Annotated in this window: 16 protein-coding genes; all 16 read right to left on the bottom strand. The window is 34.7% G+C overall.

From position 1 onward, the window contains the following. Positions 1-274 precede the first annotated feature (274 nt). The 16 genes from Q7P22_RS08870 to Q7P22_RS08795 all read right to left on the bottom strand — a co-directional run bounded on the left by Q7P22_RS08870 (position 275) and on the right by Q7P22_RS08795 (position 19330). Positions 275-2380: a polyribonucleotide nucleotidyltransferase gene (locus Q7P22_RS08870; protein ID WP_303863312.1), complete on the bottom strand. Its 2106-nt coding sequence runs from the start codon at positions 2378-2380 to the stop codon at positions 275-277. A gap of 145 nt (positions 2381-2525) precedes the next feature. Beyond that, on the bottom strand, positions 2526-2795 hold the full coding sequence (rpsO, locus tag Q7P22_RS08865; RefSeq protein ID WP_303863309.1) for a 30S ribosomal protein S15: 270 nt from the start codon (positions 2793-2795) through the stop codon (positions 2526-2528). 142 nt (positions 2796-2937) lie between these two features. Beyond that, positions 2938-3873, bottom strand: a complete 936-nt coding sequence (locus Q7P22_RS08860; RefSeq protein ID WP_303863306.1) for a bifunctional riboflavin kinase/FAD synthetase — start codon at positions 3871-3873, stop codon at positions 2938-2940. An 88-nt stretch (positions 3874-3961) separates the two neighbouring features. Next, on the bottom strand, positions 3962-4861 hold the full coding sequence (gene truB, locus Q7P22_RS08855; protein WP_303863303.1) for a tRNA pseudouridine(55) synthase TruB: 900 nt from the start codon (positions 4859-4861) through the stop codon (positions 3962-3964). Continuing rightward, positions 4858-5796, bottom strand: a complete 939-nt coding sequence (locus Q7P22_RS08850; RefSeq protein ID WP_303863300.1) for a bifunctional oligoribonuclease/PAP phosphatase NrnA — start codon at positions 5794-5796, stop codon at positions 4858-4860. Before Q7P22_RS08850 ends, truB begins: the two co-directional genes overlap by 4 nt. Position 5797: 1 nt before the next feature. Beyond that, entirely contained in the window at positions 5798-6154 is a 357-nt protein-coding gene (gene rbfA / locus Q7P22_RS08845) for a 30S ribosome-binding factor RbfA (RefSeq protein ID WP_303863297.1), read from the bottom strand. 12 nt (positions 6155-6166) lie between these two features. Continuing rightward, positions 6167-8536 carry a translation initiation factor IF-2 gene (gene infB, locus Q7P22_RS08840; RefSeq protein WP_303863295.1) on the bottom strand — a complete coding sequence of 790 codons (2370 nt, stop codon included), beginning with the start codon at positions 8534-8536 and terminating at the stop codon, positions 6167-6169. A 61-nt stretch (positions 8537-8597) separates the two neighbouring features. Beyond that, entirely contained in the window at positions 8598-8864 is a 267-nt protein-coding gene (gene rnpM / locus Q7P22_RS08835; protein WP_303863293.1) for an RNase P modulator RnpM, read from the bottom strand. A gap of 26 nt (positions 8865-8890) precedes the next feature. Continuing rightward, positions 8891-9988 (bottom strand): transcription termination factor NusA, encoded by a 1098-nt coding sequence (gene nusA, locus Q7P22_RS08830; protein WP_303863290.1) that lies wholly within the window; start codon positions 9986-9988, stop codon positions 8891-8893. A gap of 13 nt (positions 9989-10001) precedes the next feature. Further along, positions 10002-10466, bottom strand: a complete 465-nt coding sequence (gene rimP / locus Q7P22_RS08825) for a ribosome maturation factor RimP (RefSeq protein WP_303863287.1) — start codon at positions 10464-10466, stop codon at positions 10002-10004. 143 nt (positions 10467-10609) lie between these two features. After that, the gene (locus tag Q7P22_RS08820) at positions 10610-14830 is read right to left on the bottom strand and encodes a PolC-type DNA polymerase III (RefSeq protein WP_303863284.1); all 4221 of its coding nucleotides are present in this window, start codon (positions 14828-14830) and stop codon (positions 10610-10612) included. 46 nt (positions 14831-14876) lie between these two features. Next, positions 14877-15542, bottom strand: coding sequence for an MgtC/SapB family protein (locus tag Q7P22_RS08815; RefSeq protein WP_303863281.1), 666 nt, complete (start codon positions 15540-15542; stop codon positions 14877-14879). Between the two features lie 171 nt (positions 15543-15713). Continuing rightward, positions 15714-16766 (bottom strand): flavodoxin-dependent (E)-4-hydroxy-3-methylbut-2-enyl-diphosphate synthase, encoded by a 1053-nt coding sequence (ispG, locus tag Q7P22_RS08810; protein WP_303863339.1) that lies wholly within the window; start codon positions 16764-16766, stop codon positions 15714-15716. A 7-nt stretch (positions 16767-16773) separates the two neighbouring features. After that, entirely contained in the window at positions 16774-17781 is a 1008-nt protein-coding gene (rseP, locus tag Q7P22_RS08805) for an RIP metalloprotease RseP (protein ID WP_303863277.1), read from the bottom strand. A gap of 4 nt (positions 17782-17785) precedes the next feature. Continuing rightward, positions 17786-18589 (bottom strand): CDP-archaeol synthase, encoded by an 804-nt coding sequence (locus Q7P22_RS08800; protein ID WP_303863274.1) that lies wholly within the window; start codon positions 18587-18589, stop codon positions 17786-17788. Between the two features lie 9 nt (positions 18590-18598). Next, on the bottom strand, positions 18599-19330 hold the full coding sequence (locus Q7P22_RS08795) for an isoprenyl transferase (RefSeq protein ID WP_303863271.1): 732 nt from the start codon (positions 19328-19330) through the stop codon (positions 18599-18601). Between the last annotated feature and the right edge of the window lie 61 nt (positions 19331-19391).

Here is a 19391-nt window from a genome sequence, read left to right as displayed (position 1 = left end):
GCGAAAAGCGAAATGTAGAAATTGCATTTTTACACCTCAAAATCAGCTAAAGCTGATTCCTTAGTTGGGCACTCGTCAAATGAAAGCTAAAGCTTTTATTTACGAAAAAACACATAAACTAAAAGTCTATGTGTCTCTACTAGCTATAATATTTTCTTTTATAACAACTGTTTAAGATGAAAGTCCTACTTTTGATCCTAGCTCTTGCGCCAGTCATTCTGAGCGTAGCCAAGAATCTTGACCCTAAAGCTAGTGGCTAAAGGGCCCAAGGCACTTATTTATCATCATGATTTGTCTTTGGTCTTGGAAGAGTTGCTTTTCTCGATAGATTGATTCGTCCTTGTTGGTCAACTTCCATCACTTTTACAGTCACTTCATCGCCAATTTTGACCACATCTTCTACTTCATTAACTCTTTCATGGGCTAATTTAGAAATGTGAACCATTCCTTCTTTGCCGCCTGGTAATTCTACAAATGCTCCGAATTTTGCGATTCGACTAACTTTGCCTAGATATACTTCGCCGACTACATATTCCTTTGTGATATTGCCAATGATTTCTTTTGCTCGTTCAGCAGAAGTGGAATCAGGAGAAGAGATAAATACTTTTCCATCGTCTGTAATATCAATTTTAACGCCTGTTTCGTCAATAATCTTATTGATTACTTTTCCACCAGAGCCAATTACGTCTCTAATTTTATCTGGTTTAATTTCCATTGTAATAATTCTTGGTGCATATGGAGATAAATCATCTTTTGGTTCTGAAATAACTGCATTCATTTTGTCCAGGATAAAGAGTCTTCCCTTTAATGCTTGCTGAAGGGCATTTCGAAGGACATTTTCATCGATACCGTGAATTTTAATATCCATCTGGATAGCCGTAATTCCCTTATCTGTTCCAGCCACCTTAAAGTCCATATCTCCTAAGAAGTCTTCCATACCTTGTATATCTGTTAGAACAGCTACTTGATCTCCATCTTTAATAAGTCCCATAGCGACACCCGCTACAGGTGCTTTAATAGGAACGCCAGCATCTAATAGGGATAAGGTACTTCCACAAACACTTGCTTGGGATGAAGAACCATTTGAGCCTAATACTTCAGATACTACTCGAATAGTATATGGGAAATCGTCCTCAGATGGAATAACAGGTAATAATGCTCTTTCTGCTAATGCACCATGTCCAATTTCTCGTCTACCTGGTCCACGCATTGGTCTTGTTTCACCAACGCTAAAAGATGGAAAATTGTAGTGGTGAATATATCTTTTTTTCACTTCTTCTTCAGAAAGTCCATCTAGAATTTGTACATCACCTAATGCTCCTAATGTGACTACAGACATTACTTGAGTTTGACCTCTTGTAAAGAGTCCAGATCCATGAACACGGTCAAGCTTTCCAATGTTACAACTAATTGGTCGGATTTCATCCAGTGCTCTATTGTCAGGTCTAATCTTATCATGAACAATCATTCTACGAACTTCTTCTTTTAGCATATTGTAAGCTACTTCGCTAATATCTCTTTTATTATCTGGATATTTTTCTAAGTAGGTTTCCATGATTTCTGCATTAACAGCGTCAATTTTCTCTTGTCTTTCTAATTTCTCTTCTGTCTTTATTGCCTCTGCAAGTTTAGATGACGAGTTGTCGCGAATTTCTTTTTCGATATTTTCATCCGGTTTGAAAAGATTTATTTGGATTTTTTCTTTGCCAATTTCTTTTATGATTTCTTCTTGGAATGCAACGAAATCCTTTATTTGCTCATGAGCAAATAGGATTGCTTTTAGCATAGTTTCTTCTGATATTTCGTTAGCTCCAGCTTCTACCATCATGATAGCATCTTTTGTACCAGAAACCGTTAAGTGCAAATCACTTTTTTCTCTTTGTTCTACTGTAGGATTGACGATAAATTCGTCATCAATTAAACCAACTAAAACAGAACCAGTTGGTCCATCAAATGGAATATCTGAAATAGATAATGCAATAGAAGAGCCTAGCATTGCAACGATTTCTGGAGAATTATCTTGCTCCACACTCATCACTGTAGCTACAACTTGTACATCATTTCGAAATCCTTCAGGGAATAATGGTCGTATAGGTCTATCTATTAATCTAGAAGAAAGAATTGCCTTTTCAGAAGGTCTTCCTTCCCTCTTAATAAATCCTCCTGGAATTTTTCCTACGGAATATTGTTTTTCTTCGTAATCACAGCTTAACGGAAAGAAATCTATTCCTTCTCTTGGCTTTTTAGACGCGCAAGCAGTTACTAAAACATTTGTTTGTCCATATTTTAGAAATACAGAACCGTTAGCAAGTTGCGCTAATTCTCCGATTTCCACGATTAATTCTCTGCCTGCAATTATTTTTTTAAATACATGTGTCATTGTATTCCTCCTTTCGTAGTTCAGTAAACTTTATATAACTTGTAATTGTTCAGTTATTGAATTTCTTAAAAATATTTTAGCTTAGCTCATTAGTTATGCGTAAAATAAGAGGCGGATATCTCCGCCCTTAATCATCTATTACAATTTATTTTCTGATGTTCAACTTTTCGATAATTGAACGATATCTATTGATATCTTTTTTAGTCAGGTAATTTAATAAACCTCTTCTTTGTCCTACAAGTTTTAATAAACCTCTTCTTGAATGGTGGTCTTTTTTGTGAATTTTAAAGTGCTCTGTTAATTCATTGATTCTATAAGTTAATATAGCAATTTGCACTTCTGGAGAACCAGTATCTCCTTCTGTTAACTTGTACTCATCGATGATCGCTTGTTTCTTTTCTTTACTTAAACTCATTTTCTTTCCTCCTAAATGTTTTTGTTAAACGCCTCTATCAGAGTATACTGTTGGAGATTCAATAAACACAGATAAAGGTTAAAATTAACAGTATTATTATAACATAGTAGTGTATCAAAAGCAAATAATCATTTGTTTTTACTTAGATATTAGAACACAGAACGTACTTCTCGTTAATAGTGGCTATATCATGTTGTACTTGTTTAAACAAATCATTAATATTATTAAACTTTTTTTCTTTTCTTATTCTTTTATAGAAGATTACTTTGATTTTTTCACCGTATATGATTTCTGAAAAGTTGTAAATATAAGACTCAATTCTAAACGGATGATTTGCAAAGGTGGGATTGTGACCTACATTAGTAAGAGCGTGATATTCTTTACCCTTATATATAACATGAGTGTAATAAACTCCTGGTTCAGGAGTAATTTGATTCCCTTTTACTTCTATATTAGCAGTAGGAAAATTGTATTGCCTACCAATTTTTTTCCCTTCAATTACTTCCCCTGAAACGAAAAATTTTCTACCCATATATTTTTCTACTGCATCCACTTTTCCAGTAGAAATTAAATTTCGAATAAAGGAACTGCTCACCGTCTGGCGCTCTACTTGATATTCGCCCACGATTTCTACTTCAAAGCCATGTTCTTTACCAAGTTGTCTCAGTAACTGAGGGGAACCCTCACCCTTATTTCCAAAATTATAGTTAAATCCTACAACTACATGCTTTATATTTAATTGACCAACTAAGATTTCTTCAACAAATCTTGTCGGTTCATAATTCATCATTTCTTCAGTAAATTTCAGAAAAACCAATTGTTCAATATTCATTGTCTCTAAAATTTTGACCTTTTCTTCATTAGATAATATGAGCATTGGAGCATATTTAGGAAAAGCTATCGTCAAGGGATGCCTATCAAAAGTTACAACACAACTAAGTAATTTTTTCTCTTTTGCCCTCTTTTTCATTGTTTCAATAAGCATTCTATGTCCTAAATGAATGCCATCAAAGAAGCCTAAGGCTACAGATGTATCGTATTGTAGTTTTGTGTCTTTATTTAATACTATGGACTCCATCTTATGTCTCCTTACTAAAAACCTAGATTGTTTCGGTGTATCTGTCTTCATAAGCACGTGGATGCTTGAAAACCTGTTTAGGCTTGATTTATTGGTTCGTAAATAATCTTAAGGGTTTGATTCGATAATCGTCTTTATTTTCCATAAGACCAACCCCTTTAAATTCGTCATGTAAGTAGATTCGAACCTTCTCACAAAGTGGAATATCATTTATGTTTTGTACAATATTCTTTTGAATCAAAGGATTTCCATTGAGCAGATACTTTGCTGAATAAGGTTGCACATCAACTCGAAATAAATGTTGAAGTGGAAAATCCATTGGGTACAAGTGCTGTTCGATCTTTTCTGAGCTTAATGCTTCAAGTTGCTTTAGGCTTATGGCTTTATCGAGGTGAAAAGGACCACTCTTTGTTCGAATCAAAGAGGTCATATGTGCGAAGGTGCCTAACTTTTCTCCAATATCATTGCATAAAGATCGAATATAAGTACCTTTTGAACAGGCAACTCTTATTTTGGCAATAGGAAATTCAAAATGAAGAAGCTCAAGTTCGTGGATGGAAATTTTCCGAGCTTTAATCTCTACTTGTATCTGTTCCCTAGCGTATTCGTATAGTTTCTTACCATCTACTTTTATAGCAGAATAAATAGGAGGTACTTGATCAATCTCTCCAGTAAATAAAAGAAGAGTCTTTTTTAACTCATCCTCAGTAATTATTTTATCAACTTGTCCTATTATTTGACCTGTTCGATCAAAACTATCTGTCTTAGAGCCAAATGAAAGTTCCGCTACATACTCTTTTTCTTTCTCTACAATAAATTGAGAGATTTTAGTCCCTTGGCCAATAGTAAGGGGCAAAACACCTTCTGCAATAGGGTCTAATGTACCCGTGTGACCAATTTTTTTTGTATGAAGAATTTTTCGAACTTTGTAGACTACATCGTGTGAGGTCATACCTTGTGATTTATAAATATTTATAATTCCGTTCATTGTAAGTCCTTTGCAATATTATCTGTTATATCATTCATGATTTCTTTAAGGCCATTACCCCTCATTGTGCAACCTGCGGCCTTGCTATGTCCGCCCCCGCCATATATAGTAGCTAATGTACTTACATCATAATCTCCATTAGCTCTAAATGACACGCGAAATAAATTCGGTTCTACTTCTTTAGCAAATACTGCCACTTCAACACCTTTAATATCTCTTGCATAATTAATAATACCTTCTAGGTCTACATTGTCGTACTCTTTTAGATCTTCTAAAGATAGTGCTATTACAGATATTCTGTTCTCATGAGTTAGGTATAAGTTTTCTAAGGATTTACCGATAATCTTCATCCGCTCATAAGAATTTTGATCAAAGATTATAGTATTGATTTTCCAATAAATATCTGTGATTTTATATAATTCGGAAATAATAGCATGGGTTTTATGCGTCACATTACTGTATTTAAAATTTCCTGTATCTGTTACAACTGCCACATACAATGCAATAGCCATATTTTCATCTATAGGGATGGACAGCTTGCATATGAGTTCATAGATGATTTCACCTGTAGCGCTTGCAACAGAATCTATATAGTTTAATCCACCATAATTTGTATTGCTAATATGATGGTCTATATTAATGATGACGTCCCCATTAGATAGATTTTGGCTATTTTGTAGATGTTCAATATTTGAACAATCCAAGCATACGGCTACATCAAAGTGTTGGGATGTATTTACTTTAAAATTCTGAATCTCATCTAAAAATTCAAATTTTTGAGGAATATCATCCATAATATAAGTAACGGATTTCCCCAGTTTTTTTAATGCTAAGCCTAAGGCAATACAGGAGCCAATAGAATCTCCATCAGGATTTCTATGGCTACTGATTGCAAAGCTTTGATACTTGTTAATTGCTTTTATAATATGATCCATACTAATTATCCTTATGATTAATTTTACGAAGTAAATAATCGATATGAACACCATACTCGATAGAATTATCTAGTTCAAATAAAAGTTCTGGTGTGTAATGAGTTGTCAGGTTCTTGCCAATTTGTTTTCTCAAAAACCCAGCAGATTTTTTAAGGATTCCAAGCATTTCATTCTTTTTATCAGCGTCATTTTCAAAGATGCTTACAAATACTTTTGCAAAACGTAAATCACCTGTTGCCTCTACTCTGATAATGCTTATCATATCAGTATTTAATCTTGGATCTTTCAACTCAAGCCGAATATAATGGCTGAGCTCTTGTTTTATTGTCTCGTTAATTCGCTGTATTCTAGTTGACATAATAAATCATCCTTATCTAGGGATTTCTTCCATCATAAAGGCTTCTATAATATCTCCTTCTTTAAGGTCATTGAATTTTTCAATACCTAGACCACATTCGTAGCCTTGAACAACTTCTTTTGCATCATCCTTAAAGCGTTTCAAAGAGGAAATTGAGCCTTCTTGAACAACTATGCCATCTCTTATTACTCTGACGTCGTTATTTCGAGCGATTTTACCATCTGTAATATATATACCTGCAATTATACCGATATTAGGTACTTTAAAGGTTTCACGAACTTCTGCAGTACCCACGACTACTTCTTTAAATTCAGGGTCTAGCATACCTTTCATAGCTGCTTCTACATCTTCTATTGCATCATAGATTACTCGATATAATCGAATGTCTACTGCTTCTCTTTCGGCTATTTTAGATACATTTGCTCCAGGTCGAACATTAAAGCCAATGATAATACCATTAGAAGCTGATGCCAATATAACATCTGATTCAGAAATAGCACCTACACCATCGTGTATTACATTTACTCGAACCTCATCATTTGTAAGCTTAAACAAGGATTGTTTTAAGGCTTCCACAGAACCTTGACCATCTGCCTTAATGACGATATTAATATCCTTTATGGATCCCTCTTGTATTTGATTGTATAAATCATCTAATGAAAGTGGTGCACTCTTTTTAACTTGTTGGTCTTTTAGATAATGTTTTCTCATTTCAGAGACTTGTCTTGCTGTTTTATCGTCTTTTACGACGTAAAAGTCATCTCCAGCTTCTGGCACTTCGGAAAGACCAATAATTTCTACTGGAGCAGATGGACCAGCTGATTTTAATCTTTTTCCTTTATCATTGACCATCGCACGAACTTTACCATAGGTTGTACCAGATACGACAATGTCTCCAATACGTAATGTACCTGTATTAATAAGCAAAGTTGCAACGGCTCCTCTACCTTTATCTAATTGAGCTTCTACAACGCTTCCCTTTGCTAGTCTTTTAGGATTCGCTTTGAGTTCAAGCATTTCAGCAGATAAAAGAATCATCTCGAGCAGCGTATCAATACCTTCTCCAGTATGAGCAGATACAGGAACACAAATGGTATCCCCGCCCCAAGCTTCTGCAATTAATCCATGTTCAGTTAATTCTTGAAGAACTCGGTCACGATTTGCACTTTCCTTATCGATTTTATTTATAGCAACGATAATCGGTACGTTTGCAGCTTTCGCATGGTTGATTGCTTCAACAGTCTGTGGCATAACGCCATCATCAGCAGCTACTACTAAAATAGCGATATCTGTAATTTGAGCTCCTCTTAAACGCATGGCAGTAAATGCCTCATGACCAGGAGTATCAATAAAGGTAATCGATTCATTGTTTATTTGTACCGTATAAGCACCAATATGTTGTGTAATGCCACCAGCTTCTCTTGAAGTAACACTCGTATGGCGAATAGCATCTAGTAGGGATGTTTTACCATGGTCAACATGACCCATTACTGTAATAACAGGAGGTCTTTTTATTAGATCTTTTTTATCATCTTCATCTTCGTATTCTTCTAAGATACTGTGTACTTCTTCTTCTACATTTTCTAATTCCACTTTGATATCTAATTCACTTGCAATAACCTCAGCAGTATCAAAATCGATTTCTTGATTAATTGATGCCATAATACCTAATTTAATCAAGTGCGTAATAATCTCTGTAACAGAGATATTGATTTTGGATGCAAGATCGCCAACTGTGATTTGTGATGGTAAAAGAATTGTCTCTTCAACTTTAGTTTCTTCTGTTTTTCGTTTTTTATAATCTGTTTTCGTTTTTTTAACTCTCTTACTATTGTCAATTTTTACAGGTGTAACCTTAGGTTTGTTAATGTCTTTCTTTTTGTTTGTATTGTGCGTTTTCGATGGACTTGCCCCTTTACCTTCATGATTCTTTGTGTTTTTATTTTGATTACTTAAACCTTTATTGTTGCTATTGCTTTTTGCAGAATTATTATGGGTATTATTATTACTGTTATTATTTTTGCTAGAGTTATTATGAGTGTTAGTGTTACTGTTATTATTTTTACTAGAGCCACTATGGGTGTTATTATTACTGCTTTTAGTCGCTGTATTCTGGTGCTTTTTATGATTTGTTCCTACTGTTGTTTTATTATTGTCCTGATGATTTATTTTTACATTTTCATTTGCTTTTGACTCATTTGCCTTTTGATCTTTTACCGTATTCGCATTATTTTGATGGCTTTTAAAGTACCTCACTTCTTGTTCTGTTAGGGCACTCATATGGTTTTTAGCTGGAATATCCAGATCATTTAACTTTTTTACTAAATCCTTGCTTGAAACATCTAATTCTTTTGCCAAATCATATACTCTTATTTTACTCATCAAATTCCCCCTATCCATTATAGTTGTTATTATATGATTTTAGTACGACGAAAAAACGTTATTATTTTTTCCCGTTTATTACATCTTCTTTAAGCTTTTCTTTTACTTCTTTTAATACTTCACGTTTAAAAGTTTTATTTAGCATGTTTGTACTAACAATGCTATCAATACAGCTGTCTTTGCTGCATATGTAAGCACCTCTGCCATTCGCTTTTCCTGTTGGGTCGTAAAACAGGTCTCCTTCTTTTGTGCTTACTATGCGATTTAAGTCTCTTTTATCAACTTTATCTTTACAGACTATACAAGTTCTTTGAGGTGTTTTCTTCATATATATGCCTCCTTAAAGCTTGAACCTTATTCTAAGTCTAAATCCAAATCGTCTAAGATGGACTTCTCAATGTCCTCTAATTTTGCATGCTCATCATATTGGCTTTTACTCTTAATATCTATTTTCCAACCTGTCAATTTAGCAGCTAATCGAGCATTTTGACCTTCCTTACCAATCGCAAGAGATAATTGATAATCATCTACAATTACTAGAGCAGATTTATCATTTTCTTTTGCCTCTACCTTTAAAACTTTCGCAGGGCTAAGAGCTGTAGAAATATATTCCATTGGATCTTCGCTCCATTTAATTATGTCTATTTTTTCCCCGTTTAATTCATCTACAATAGATTGAACTCTTGCACCCTTAGGGCCAACACAAGAGCCTACGGGATCTACATTATGATCTGATGCGTAAACGGCGATTTTTGTTCTTGAACCAGCTTCTCTGGAAATGGATTTGATTTGGACTGTACCATCAAAGATTTCAGGAACTTCACTTTCAAATAATCTTTTTACTAGACCAGGATGGGTTCTAGAAACGAATACTTGAGGGCCTTTTGTAGTCTTCTTTACTTCTAAGATATAAACTTTAATCCTCTTATTTTGAGAATAGTCTTCCCCATGAATTTGTTCTGTAGGAGCGAGTATTCCTTCCGTCTTGCCAATGTCTATAAACACATTGTTTTTTTCTTTTCTCTGAATAATTCCTGTAAGGATTTCATCTTCTCGTTCAATAAATTCATCGTATACAATGTTTCTTTCAGCTTCCTTTATTCTTTGTACAACCAATTGTTTTGCATTTTGTGCAGCAATACGACCAAAATTCTTAGGTTTTACCTCAACTTCTGCCATATCACCAATTTCGTATTGTTCATTTATTTGTTTTGCTTGTTCATAATTAATTTCTAGTAACTCATCGAACACTTCTTCTACTACTTGTTTTAAGGAAAATACTTTTATTTCTCCATTTTCTCGATTAATAAGAATTTTCACATTTTGGCTTGTTCCATAATTCTTTTTATAGGCGGAAGCAATAGCGGCTTCGATTGCATCAATTAGCTCGTCTTTTTTTACTCCTTTTGCCTTTTCCACTTCATCAAGTGCTTGAATAAACTCCTTATTCATCTGTTACCTCCAACTAAAATTCAAAATACAATCTTACCGACGCTACTGATTTCATGGGGACCTCTAATAAACTATGGTCTTCTAGCTCAATAGTCAGTATATCGTCTTTAACCCCTTTATTAATTCCCTTATAATTCTTTGAATTATTTACTGCTTGGTAAAGACTTATTTCAACTTCTCTATCCATATAGCGAATGAAATCTCTTTCTTTTTTTAATGGTCGGTCTAAACCAGGTGAAGATACTTCTAAAAAGTAACTTCCATCAATTGGATCTTTCTCGTCTAATATGTCGCTAAGTCTATTGCTAACCGTTTCACAGTCATTTAACGCAATACCGCCATCTTTATCAATATAAACGCGTAAATACCAATTTTGACCTTCTTTTTTATATTCAACATCCACTAATTCAAAATCATATTCATCGGTAATCGGTTTTGTAAGGTCGAATACTACTTCTTCGGTTTTGATTTTTGCCATAGAAACCTCCATCTAAACAGTAAAGAGTGGGACTCTCCCCACTCTTTACACGAATCGATACTTTCTTTTGTCTTATTATATCATATCATTAATTATATGCAAATTCAAGGAATATTATCCCTCCTAAGTGCAATCACTAGCTGTTAGAGACTAAACAACGAAATTTGATTGCTCTCTGGCAAGAAGTTAATAGCTCCGTGTTTGCTTAAGACATCTATATTCGATTTACTGATTCTACTTCTTCTTTGCAAATCTTCTATAGAGAGAAAGGGACCTTCTTCTCTTGCTTCGTACAGGCTATGTGCCGCCTTTTCTCCAATCCCCTCTAGTCCATTAAAAGGAGGGAGTAGTTTATCTTCTTTGATAAGAAATTTATTAAAATGAGATTCCATTAAATCAACAGGCAAAAATCCAAATCCTCTACAGTACATCTCTAAAACCAATTCTAAAACCGTTAGTTTTGATTTTTCTTTTGTCGTAGCATCATTGCCCTTATCTCTAATCGCTTTAATTTCTTTTCTTACAAACTCTTTTCCTTGTACAGCTACATGGGCGTCAAAGTCTTCTCCTCGTATTGAAAAATAGGTTGCGTAGTAAGCCAGTGGATAATGAACTTTAAAATAAGCAATTCGAAAGGCCATCGTTACATAAGCTGCTGCGTGAGCTTTTGGGAACATGTATTTGATTTTTTGACAAGAATCAATATACCAATTTGGCACATCGTGCTCCTTCATAATTACAATATCTTCTTCCGTTAGTCCTTTACCTTTACGAACCTTTTCCATTATTATAAAAGCAGTTTTAGGTGGTAGTTCTTTTTGCATGAGATAAATCATAATACTATCTCGAGTATTAATAACGTCTTTAATGGTACAAGTTCCCTCTTGAATAAGGGTTTGAGCATTACCAAGCCATACATCTGTACCATGAGACAAGCCAGAAATACGAATAAGATCGGCAAAAGCCGTTGGCTTTGTATCTAAGAGCATGCTTTGAGTAAAACTCGTTCCAAACTCTGGTATTCCATAGGTGCCAAGAGGAGAGCCCATTTCTGAATCTTCTAATTTTAGCACTTCATTTGAAGTAAATATGCTCATGGTATCATTATCGTCTAAGGGAATACTTGTTGCATCTACTCCCGTTAAATCCTCTAACATACGAATAACAGTGGGATCGTCATGCCCAAGAATATCTAATTTGAGAAGACGGCCACTTATAGAATGGTAATCAAAGTGGGTAGTAATAATAGTAGAGCTTCTATCATCAGCAGGTCTTTGAATCGGACAAAAATCAAATATGTCTTTATCTTCAGGTACAACCATGATCCCCCCTGGATGTTGGCCAGTAGTCCTCTTTATACCTGTGCACCCTGCTACTAATCGATCAATTTCTGCATTGGTAACCTGCTTGCCCGTCTCTTCTAAGTAATGTGCCACAAAGCCATAGGCCGTTTTTTCAGCAACAGTGCCTATGGTACCAGCCTTAAAAGTTTTACCTTCTCCAAAGAGTTCTTCTGTATATTTGTGGGCGATTGGCTGATAATCTCCAGAAAAGTTTAAGTCGATATCAGGCTCTTTGTCTCCATCAAAACCTAAGAAAACTTCAAAGGGAATGTCAAAGCCATCCTTATGGTATTTTGTCCCGCAATTTGGGCAGTCTTTATCTGGTAAATCTGGTCCAACACCGTACTCACTGCTATCTAAGAACTCTGAATTCTTACACTGAGGGCAGATATAATGAGGCGGTAGTGGGTTTACTTCTGTAATATTGCTAAATGTAGCAACTAACGATGAACCAACAGAACCCCTTGATCCTACTAGATATCCATCATCATTTGACTTCTTAACGAGTCGTTGGGCTACTAAATAAAGTACAGAATAGCCATTTTTAATGATGGAAGTCAGCTCTCGGTCTACTCTTTTAGCCACATCTTCAGGAAGTGGGTTTCCGTATTTTTCATAGGCATTGTTCATTACCATGTCCGTAATCTCTTGATCCGAACCTTCTATTACTGGAGGATACGTGCCATCAGGGATCGGCAAAATTTTCTCTATAGCATCTGCCACCTTATTAGGGTTTGTGATGACTACTTCTTTGGCAGTATCTTGATCTAGATAATAGAATTCATCCAACATCTCTTGTGTAGTTCGATAATATAATGGTGGTTGGTTTTCTGCATCACTAAAACCTTGACCATGCATGAGGATGCGTCTAAAATACTCATCATGAGGATCTAAAAAGTGTACGTCTCCGGTAGCAACTACAGGTTTGGAACAGTTTTTTCCTAATTGAATGATTCTTTTATTAATGTTGATTAAATCCTCTACGGAACTAACGATATTCTTATCTATTAAAAATTGATTATTGCCTAAGGGCTGAATTTCTAAATAATCATAAAAATTCGCAATATCTTCAATCTCTTCATCGGAACCTTCTTTTAAAATGCTCTGAAACAATTCCCCGCTTTCACAAGCAGAACCAATAATTAAACCTTCCCTATACTTGGCTAGGATACTTTTTGGTATTCTGGGTCTCTTGTAAAAGTATTTTAAATGAGCCATTGATACTAATTTGTATAAATTCTTAAGTCCAGTATTATTTTTGACTAGGATAATGATGTGATACGTATCCATCTTTTGAATGGCTAGCTCATTATCAAAGACCTTATCAATATCATTTGCTCTACTAGCGCCTTTGTCCTTACAGGTTTTAAGCAGTTGAATAAAGACTTTTCCTGTAGCCATAGCGTCATCTACTGCTCTATGATGGTTTTCTAAATTGATTTTATAGTATCTTGTCAACGCCTTTAAATTGTGTCTACTGATTTCTGGAATGGCATTTCGGGCAAGAGAAAGGGTATCAATCGCCGAAAAATCTCTTTCCATATTACAAATATGACAAGCCTTCTCTAAAAAGGATAGATCAAATTTTGCATTATGAGCCACTAAAATATAATCCTGGCAAAAATCTAAAAACTTAGGAAGTACTACTTCTATAGTCTCTGCATTAGCCACCATATTGTCCGTAATTCCCGTTAGCTCAGTAATCCTCATAGGAATCTTTTCTTTGGGTTTGACAAAGGAGCCAAAGGTTTCAACAATTTGATAATTGTGAACCTTTACGGCCCCTATTTCGATGATTTCATTTTTTCTAGAAGATAAACCTGTTGTTTCTAAATCAAAGACGATAAATGTACCATCTAGATCCCCGTCTTTCTTACCCGACTTGGCACTTTTTTTATCATCAACCAGATATCCCTCTAAGCCGTAAATCATTTTAATGTCTTTTTCCCTAGTGTACTCCATAGCCTCAGGAAATCCCTGTAAAACTCCATGATCTGTAATGGCTAAGGCTTTATGCCCATAAGCCAAGGCTCTTTTTACTGCTTTTTCAATTTTGGCTACAGAGTCCATAGCACTATATTGACTATGCAGGTGAAGTTCTACTCGTTTTTCTTCTGCATTATCTGTCTTAATCTGTATTTGTGCTTCTTCAATGCCATTAGCCATAAAAACGTATTCTCTGGCAAAAGTATCGTACTCAACTCTTCCCATTACTTTTAGTGCGCTAGCTCCTTTTATTCTTTCTAATGTTTCATCCCTTTTGTCCTGCAGGATAAAAAATTTAACAGTCATAGAACTCGTATAGTCTGTGATGTTAAATATAATGATAGCTTTATTATTCTTAATATCCTTGTTCTCTATTTTAAAGACAGTTCCTAATATAATAGATTGCTCATCTGGTGCGCAATCTACAATTTTTATAGCATCTGAGGTAATTCGCTTTCCGAATATGATCTTATCCGCACTCTGAGCTGGGGATGCTTTTTTATTGTTTGTACTAATAGATTCTTTGGAAATCTGCACTTTTAGATTCTCTTTTTCTTTTTGAATTTCTTGGGCCATATCCTCAATTTTACCCTTGTATACAAACTTAAATTGTAAATTTACGGCATCTGCTTCTCTTAAGTGATCATGAATCTGCTGACCTATATCCGATTGAGTTAAATTTTCAAAATCTTCTTTAAGAAAAATAGGTATTTCAATAATATTTCCTTTAAGAGACCAATTGTTCTTTGGTAAGAATACTTCGGGCTGTTTGTTGCGAATAATCTGCTTGATAAATTCTTTTTTTCCAGATAGGTACTCTTTTATAGAATTTTGACTGTCTGCATTCTTAAATTCTACACATTTTAAACCTGGAAATGTGCCTATTAACTCACTTTCAAGAGATTTTTTATCAAATTTCGTTGGATCTTCTATATGTAATATCCACTTACAACTAGTAGGGTTTACTTCTACTTTTGTGATATTAATTGGACAAGAATTTAGTATTTCACTTAGTGGATTCGAATGATTTCCCAATTTATTACCTCCTAGAGCGCTTATATAATGTATGACTAGTAGGACTTCATCTTATCTCTGATTCTACCCGTGTTTTTGTAGAGTATATTTTTTTCTCTTCAGATATTTTTTTGAGCAATGCTATATAATCTAAACTTTTATTGATTCGCAAGGTGAATTCAGCATCCTCTTCATTATAACGCAAGGATAAAAGTTGTAGACTTCTTTTATCCAAGTATTGAAACAAGGTTTCAACGTTAAAATCATCTGTATATTTTATATGAAATAGATATACTTCATAAGTATTTTCGTATTTATGTTGTACTTTCCCAAATATTTTTAAAGTAATAAAAACAGTTAAGGTAGAGATAGAACTTAGTACATAATAGCCTCCACCTACTACAAGGCCAATACATCCTACAGCCCATATGCTTGCAGCGGTAGTGAGGCCTTTTACTGTAAAGCCCTCTCTCAGAATAGTTCCAGCTCCTAAAAAACCAATTCCACTGATAACTTGAGCACCTAGACGGCTAGGATCCATATTAGACAAACTACTATAGTCTCGAAACATCATCAAGCCAGCTATCATTACAGTGGTGGCTCCAATAGAAACTAAAATGTGAGTGCGAAAGCCTGCTGGCTTCTTTGTATACTCTCTTTCAAAGCCAATAAGACCACTTAATACTACAGAGAGCACAAGTCGTATAGTGATATCTGTGATCGTTAAATTCATACAAACACCCCTTTCAACAAATATGCGACTAACGCAATAATGAACGATGAACAATGAATAGTTAACACTATACAAAGATATCATAAATCATTGCATATTTGTACTGTTCAATGATCATTGTTCATTAAAAGTTTCATATTTTATACTTCATTAAAACGAGGAACAATCCCTCTACAAATTATGAATTTCCTTCAGCACTTCAGCTACTACATCTTGTTCATCTACAGTACGGAGTATTTCCCCTTTTTTAAATAATACCGCTTTATTTTTACCACCTGCAATGCCAATATCGGCATCTCGAGCTTCTCCTGGACCATTTACTACACAGCCCATAACAGCTACTTTTATACTCTTTCGAATGTGCTTGCATTCTTTTTCAATCTTCTCTGCAATTTCCATTAAGTTAATTTCTGTTCTTCCACAGGTAGGGCAAGAGATAAACTCAATTCGAGGTTTTTGGAAAATTCCTAAGGACTTTAAAATCTCTTCCCCTACGCTGATTTCATTTACAGGATTAGAGGTCAAGGAAACCCTCAACGTATCTCCAATACCATGATATAATAAAATTCCTAAACCTACTGAAGATTTTACAGATCCTATATTGTAAGTACCTGACTCCGTAATCCCGATGTGAAGGGGGTAATCGTACTTTTGACTAAATAGTTTATAAGCCTCTACCGATAATAGCACATCTGATGACTTAATGGAGACTACAATATCTTCAAAATTTAGGTTTTCTAGTATTTCAATATGCCTTGAAGCGCTTTCCACAAGACCTGCTGGTGTGACCCCATTATATTTTTCATAGAGATCCCTTTCTAAGGAACCGGAATTTACACCAACTCGAATGGGTACACTTCTTTTTTTTGCTTTTTGCACAATTTCTTTAACTTTAGATTCATCGCCTATATTTCCCGGATTAATTCTAAGTTTATCAACGCCACTTTCTAGTGCTGTAAGGGCTAGATGATGATCAAAATGAATATCTGCAACTAATGGAATAGATATGGATTTCTTGATTTCTTTAATAGCTCTTGCTGCTTCTTCATTTACTACAGCTACTCTTACAATATCACAACCGACATCTTCTAATTCTTTTATCTGATTTACAGTAGCCTTTACATCTCTTGTATCCGTCTTCGTCATACTCTGTATAGCGATGGGATTATTTCCTCCAATATAGATTTCTCCAACTGGAACTTCTCTTGTTTTCTTTCGCGTAATCAAGCAATCACCTCAATCTTAGGATATCATTATAGGCTACAAATATTGCTACTATTATGAGCAAAGCAAAGCCCACAAAATGTATCTTACCTTCTTTTTCAGGAGAAACTGGAGAGCCTTTTATAGCTTCAATAATTACAAATAAAATTCTACTTCCATCAAGAGCTGGTATGGGCAATATATTAAAAATTGCCAGATTAATACTGATTACAGCAGCTAAATTTAATACTGCTACTATGCCGTATTCTATGCTTTGCCCTACAACAGATACGATTCCAATAGGCCCTGTTAGAGAATCCGTGGACACTTCTCCAGTAAACAGCTGACCTAAGCTTTCAAGAATCAGCTTTCCATATAAGAAAGTTTGTTTAAAGCCATTTGTAATAGACGAAAAGATGCTCTTCTCTCTTTGTGAGGTAATACCTATGCGGTGTTGATTTAACTCTTCATCAAATTTTGATGCTACATTAAAGTTCATTTGTTGACCATCACGCAAAACGTCAACAGAATAAATGTTTTCCTCTACAGAACTAATCTGAGATGTTACATCTTCCCAGGAATCAACATCTTTTCCTTCTATAGCTACAATAATGTCCCCTTGACGCAAACCAGCTTCATAGGCAGGATAATCCTTTTCTATAAGGTCAAGGGTAGTACTAGGAACGCCAACTATAAAAAATATAATCGTTAAAAGCACAATGCAACCTAAAAAATTCATCAAAGATCCTGCTGAAAGAATAAGAATTCGAGCAAGCTTGCTTTTGCTGTTAAAACTGCCGCTCTGATAATCTTCAGCATCTTCACCAAGCATTTGACAATAGCCACCCATAGGAATGAGCCTTAAGGAATACTTTGTTTCTTTACCCTGATAACCAAAGAGCTTGGGACCCATGCCAATGGCAAATTCTTCTACAACAACTCCAGATAATTTTGCAAATATAAAATGGCCAAATTCGTGTATGACAATTAAAAAGCCGAATATGAGAATTGCCACAAGGATGGTTTGAAAAGTCATTTAATCACCTCAACAAAATATAGTAATACGTAATATAATATACTACTGGCGTAGCAAAAATAATACTATCAAATCGATCTAATACGCCACCATGTCCAGGAAAGATATGTCCATAGTCTTTTACTCCAAATGTCCTTTTTATAAGAGAAGCCGTTAAATCACCAAATTGTGAAAAAACACTTACTATAAGGGACAGTATAATATAAAAGAAAAGTGGAAAATTCAAATATCCGTATCTGTTCATAAAATAACCGTAAATGACAGTGGCAATAATACTACCTACTACACCACCAACGGCACCTTCAACAGACTTTTTGGGGCTAATTTGTGGACATAATTTGTGTCTTCCAAAATTCACACCTGATATGTAGGCGAAAGTATCTGTAGCAAAACTAATAATAAAAACCAACCATAAAATATACGTTCCATTTTCCAACTTTTCAAATAAAAGAATATGACCTAATAAAAAAGCTACGTAAAACAAACCCAAAAACGCATAAATCCCTTGTAGGACATAAACTTTATTATTCCATATTTGATGAATGAAAATCAGCATAAAACAAAGTATAAGGCCAGGTACAATAAATTGACTTTCAAAATAAAAGAGGCACAATAAGAAGATACCTAAAAGAGCTTCTAGAACTGGATTTACATTTATTTTTTCATCTGTATTTACTGCATTGCAGTATTCTAATAAGCCCACACTAGAAAGCACAAGTAAGGAAGCAAATAGTAAGCTCCCCCCTTTTTGTATTATAAATATGAGAAGTGGAATACCTAATATGGCGGTTAAAGTTCGCGTTAACATACAAGCCTCCTATACAATTATGCCACCAAATTTTCTTTTTCTCTTTTGGTAATCACAAATAGCGTCATAATAATCTTCTTTTTTAAAATCGGGCCATAAAATATCCGTAAAATACAATTCACTATAAGCACTTTGCCATATTAAAAAATTGCTCATTCGAAGTTCACCGCTAGTACGTATGATTAAATCGGGATCCTCTAGATTTTCTGTAAATAGATATTCTGTAAACATATCTTCATTTAAGTCTTCTGTGGAATATTTACCCATTATCATGTCCTGATATAAAGCTTTTATACCTTGAATGATTTCATTCCTACCACCATAATTTATGGCTACATTGAAAAAAAGCCCCTCATTATCTTCTGTTCTACGTTCCGCTTTTTCAATAGTAGACTTTACTTCTTTTGACAAGGCAGATTTTTCACCAATAATTCTAATTTTTACATTATTCCTATTTAGTTCTTCAATTTCTTTTTTAAAATATTCTACAAGCATCTTCATCAAACCATCTACTTCTGATTTGGGTCTTTTCCAATTTTCCGTAGAAAAGGCATAAACCGTTAAGGCTTTAATACCTAAATCGGAAGACGCTTGAATAATTTCACGTAAGGATTCGATTCCAGCCCTATGACCAAAAAGCCTTGGTTGAAATCTCTTTTTTGCCCATCGCCCGTTGCCATCCATTATAATGGCTATATGCTTGGGTAGGTTCTTTTTGTCAATTTCTGCTTCATATGCCATGACAACACCTCCTAAATGTAAAACACCCTTTTAAAAGGGTGTCTTTTCTAACAATAGTGAA

Source organism: Alkalibaculum bacchi, from assembly GCF_937875145.1.
GTDB lineage: Bacteria > Bacillota > Clostridia > Eubacteriales > Alkalibacteraceae > Alkalibaculum > Alkalibaculum bacchi_A.
Note: the sequence above shows the minus strand (reverse complement) of the source record. Positions and strands in the feature narration are given on the sequence as shown.

What these genes read in the sequence shown, in the direction of transcription:
- Q7P22_RS08860 (WP_303863306.1), bottom strand. Translation starts at nt 3,873, where the DNA reads ATGGAGTCCATAGTATTAAATAAAGACACAAAACTACAATACGATACA.
- rbfA (WP_303863297.1), bottom strand. Translation starts at nt 6,154, where the DNA reads ATGTCAACTAGAATACAGCGAATTAACGAGACAATAAAACAAGAGCTC.
- Q7P22_RS08870 (WP_303863312.1), bottom strand. Translation starts at nt 2,380, where the DNA reads ATGACACATGTATTTAAAAAAATAATTGCAGGCAGAGAATTAATCGTG.
- nusA (WP_303863290.1), bottom strand. Translation starts at nt 9,988, where the DNA reads ATGAATAAGGAGTTTATTCAAGCACTTGATGAAGTGGAAAAGGCAAAA.
- infB (WP_303863295.1), bottom strand. Translation starts at nt 8,536, where the DNA reads ATGAGTAAAATAAGAGTATATGATTTGGCAAAAGAATTAGATGTTTCA.
- rnpM (WP_303863293.1), bottom strand. Translation starts at nt 8,864, where the DNA reads ATGAAGAAAACACCTCAAAGAACTTGTATAGTCTGTAAAGATAAAGTT.
- Q7P22_RS08850 (WP_303863300.1), bottom strand. Translation starts at nt 5,796, where the DNA reads ATGGATCATATTATAAAAGCAATTAACAAGTATCAAAGCTTTGCAATC.
- Q7P22_RS08800 (WP_303863274.1), bottom strand. Translation starts at nt 18,589, where the DNA reads ATGTTAACGCGAACTTTAACCGCCATATTAGGTATTCCACTTCTCATA.
- rpsO (WP_303863309.1), bottom strand. Translation starts at nt 2,795, where the DNA reads ATGAGTTTAAGTAAAGAAAAGAAACAAGCGATCATCGATGAGTACAAG.
- Q7P22_RS08815 (WP_303863281.1), bottom strand. Translation starts at nt 15,542, where the DNA reads ATGAATTTAACGATCACAGATATCACTATACGACTTGTGCTCTCTGTA.
- rseP (WP_303863277.1), bottom strand. Translation starts at nt 17,781, where the DNA reads ATGACTTTTCAAACCATCCTTGTGGCAATTCTCATATTCGGCTTTTTA.
- Q7P22_RS08795 (WP_303863271.1), bottom strand. Translation starts at nt 19,330, where the DNA reads ATGGCATATGAAGCAGAAATTGACAAAAAGAACCTACCCAAGCATATA.
- truB (WP_303863303.1), bottom strand. Translation starts at nt 4,861, where the DNA reads ATGAACGGAATTATAAATATTTATAAATCACAAGGTATGACCTCACAC.
- rimP (WP_303863287.1), bottom strand. Translation starts at nt 10,466, where the DNA reads ATGGCAAAAATCAAAACCGAAGAAGTAGTATTCGACCTTACAAAACCG.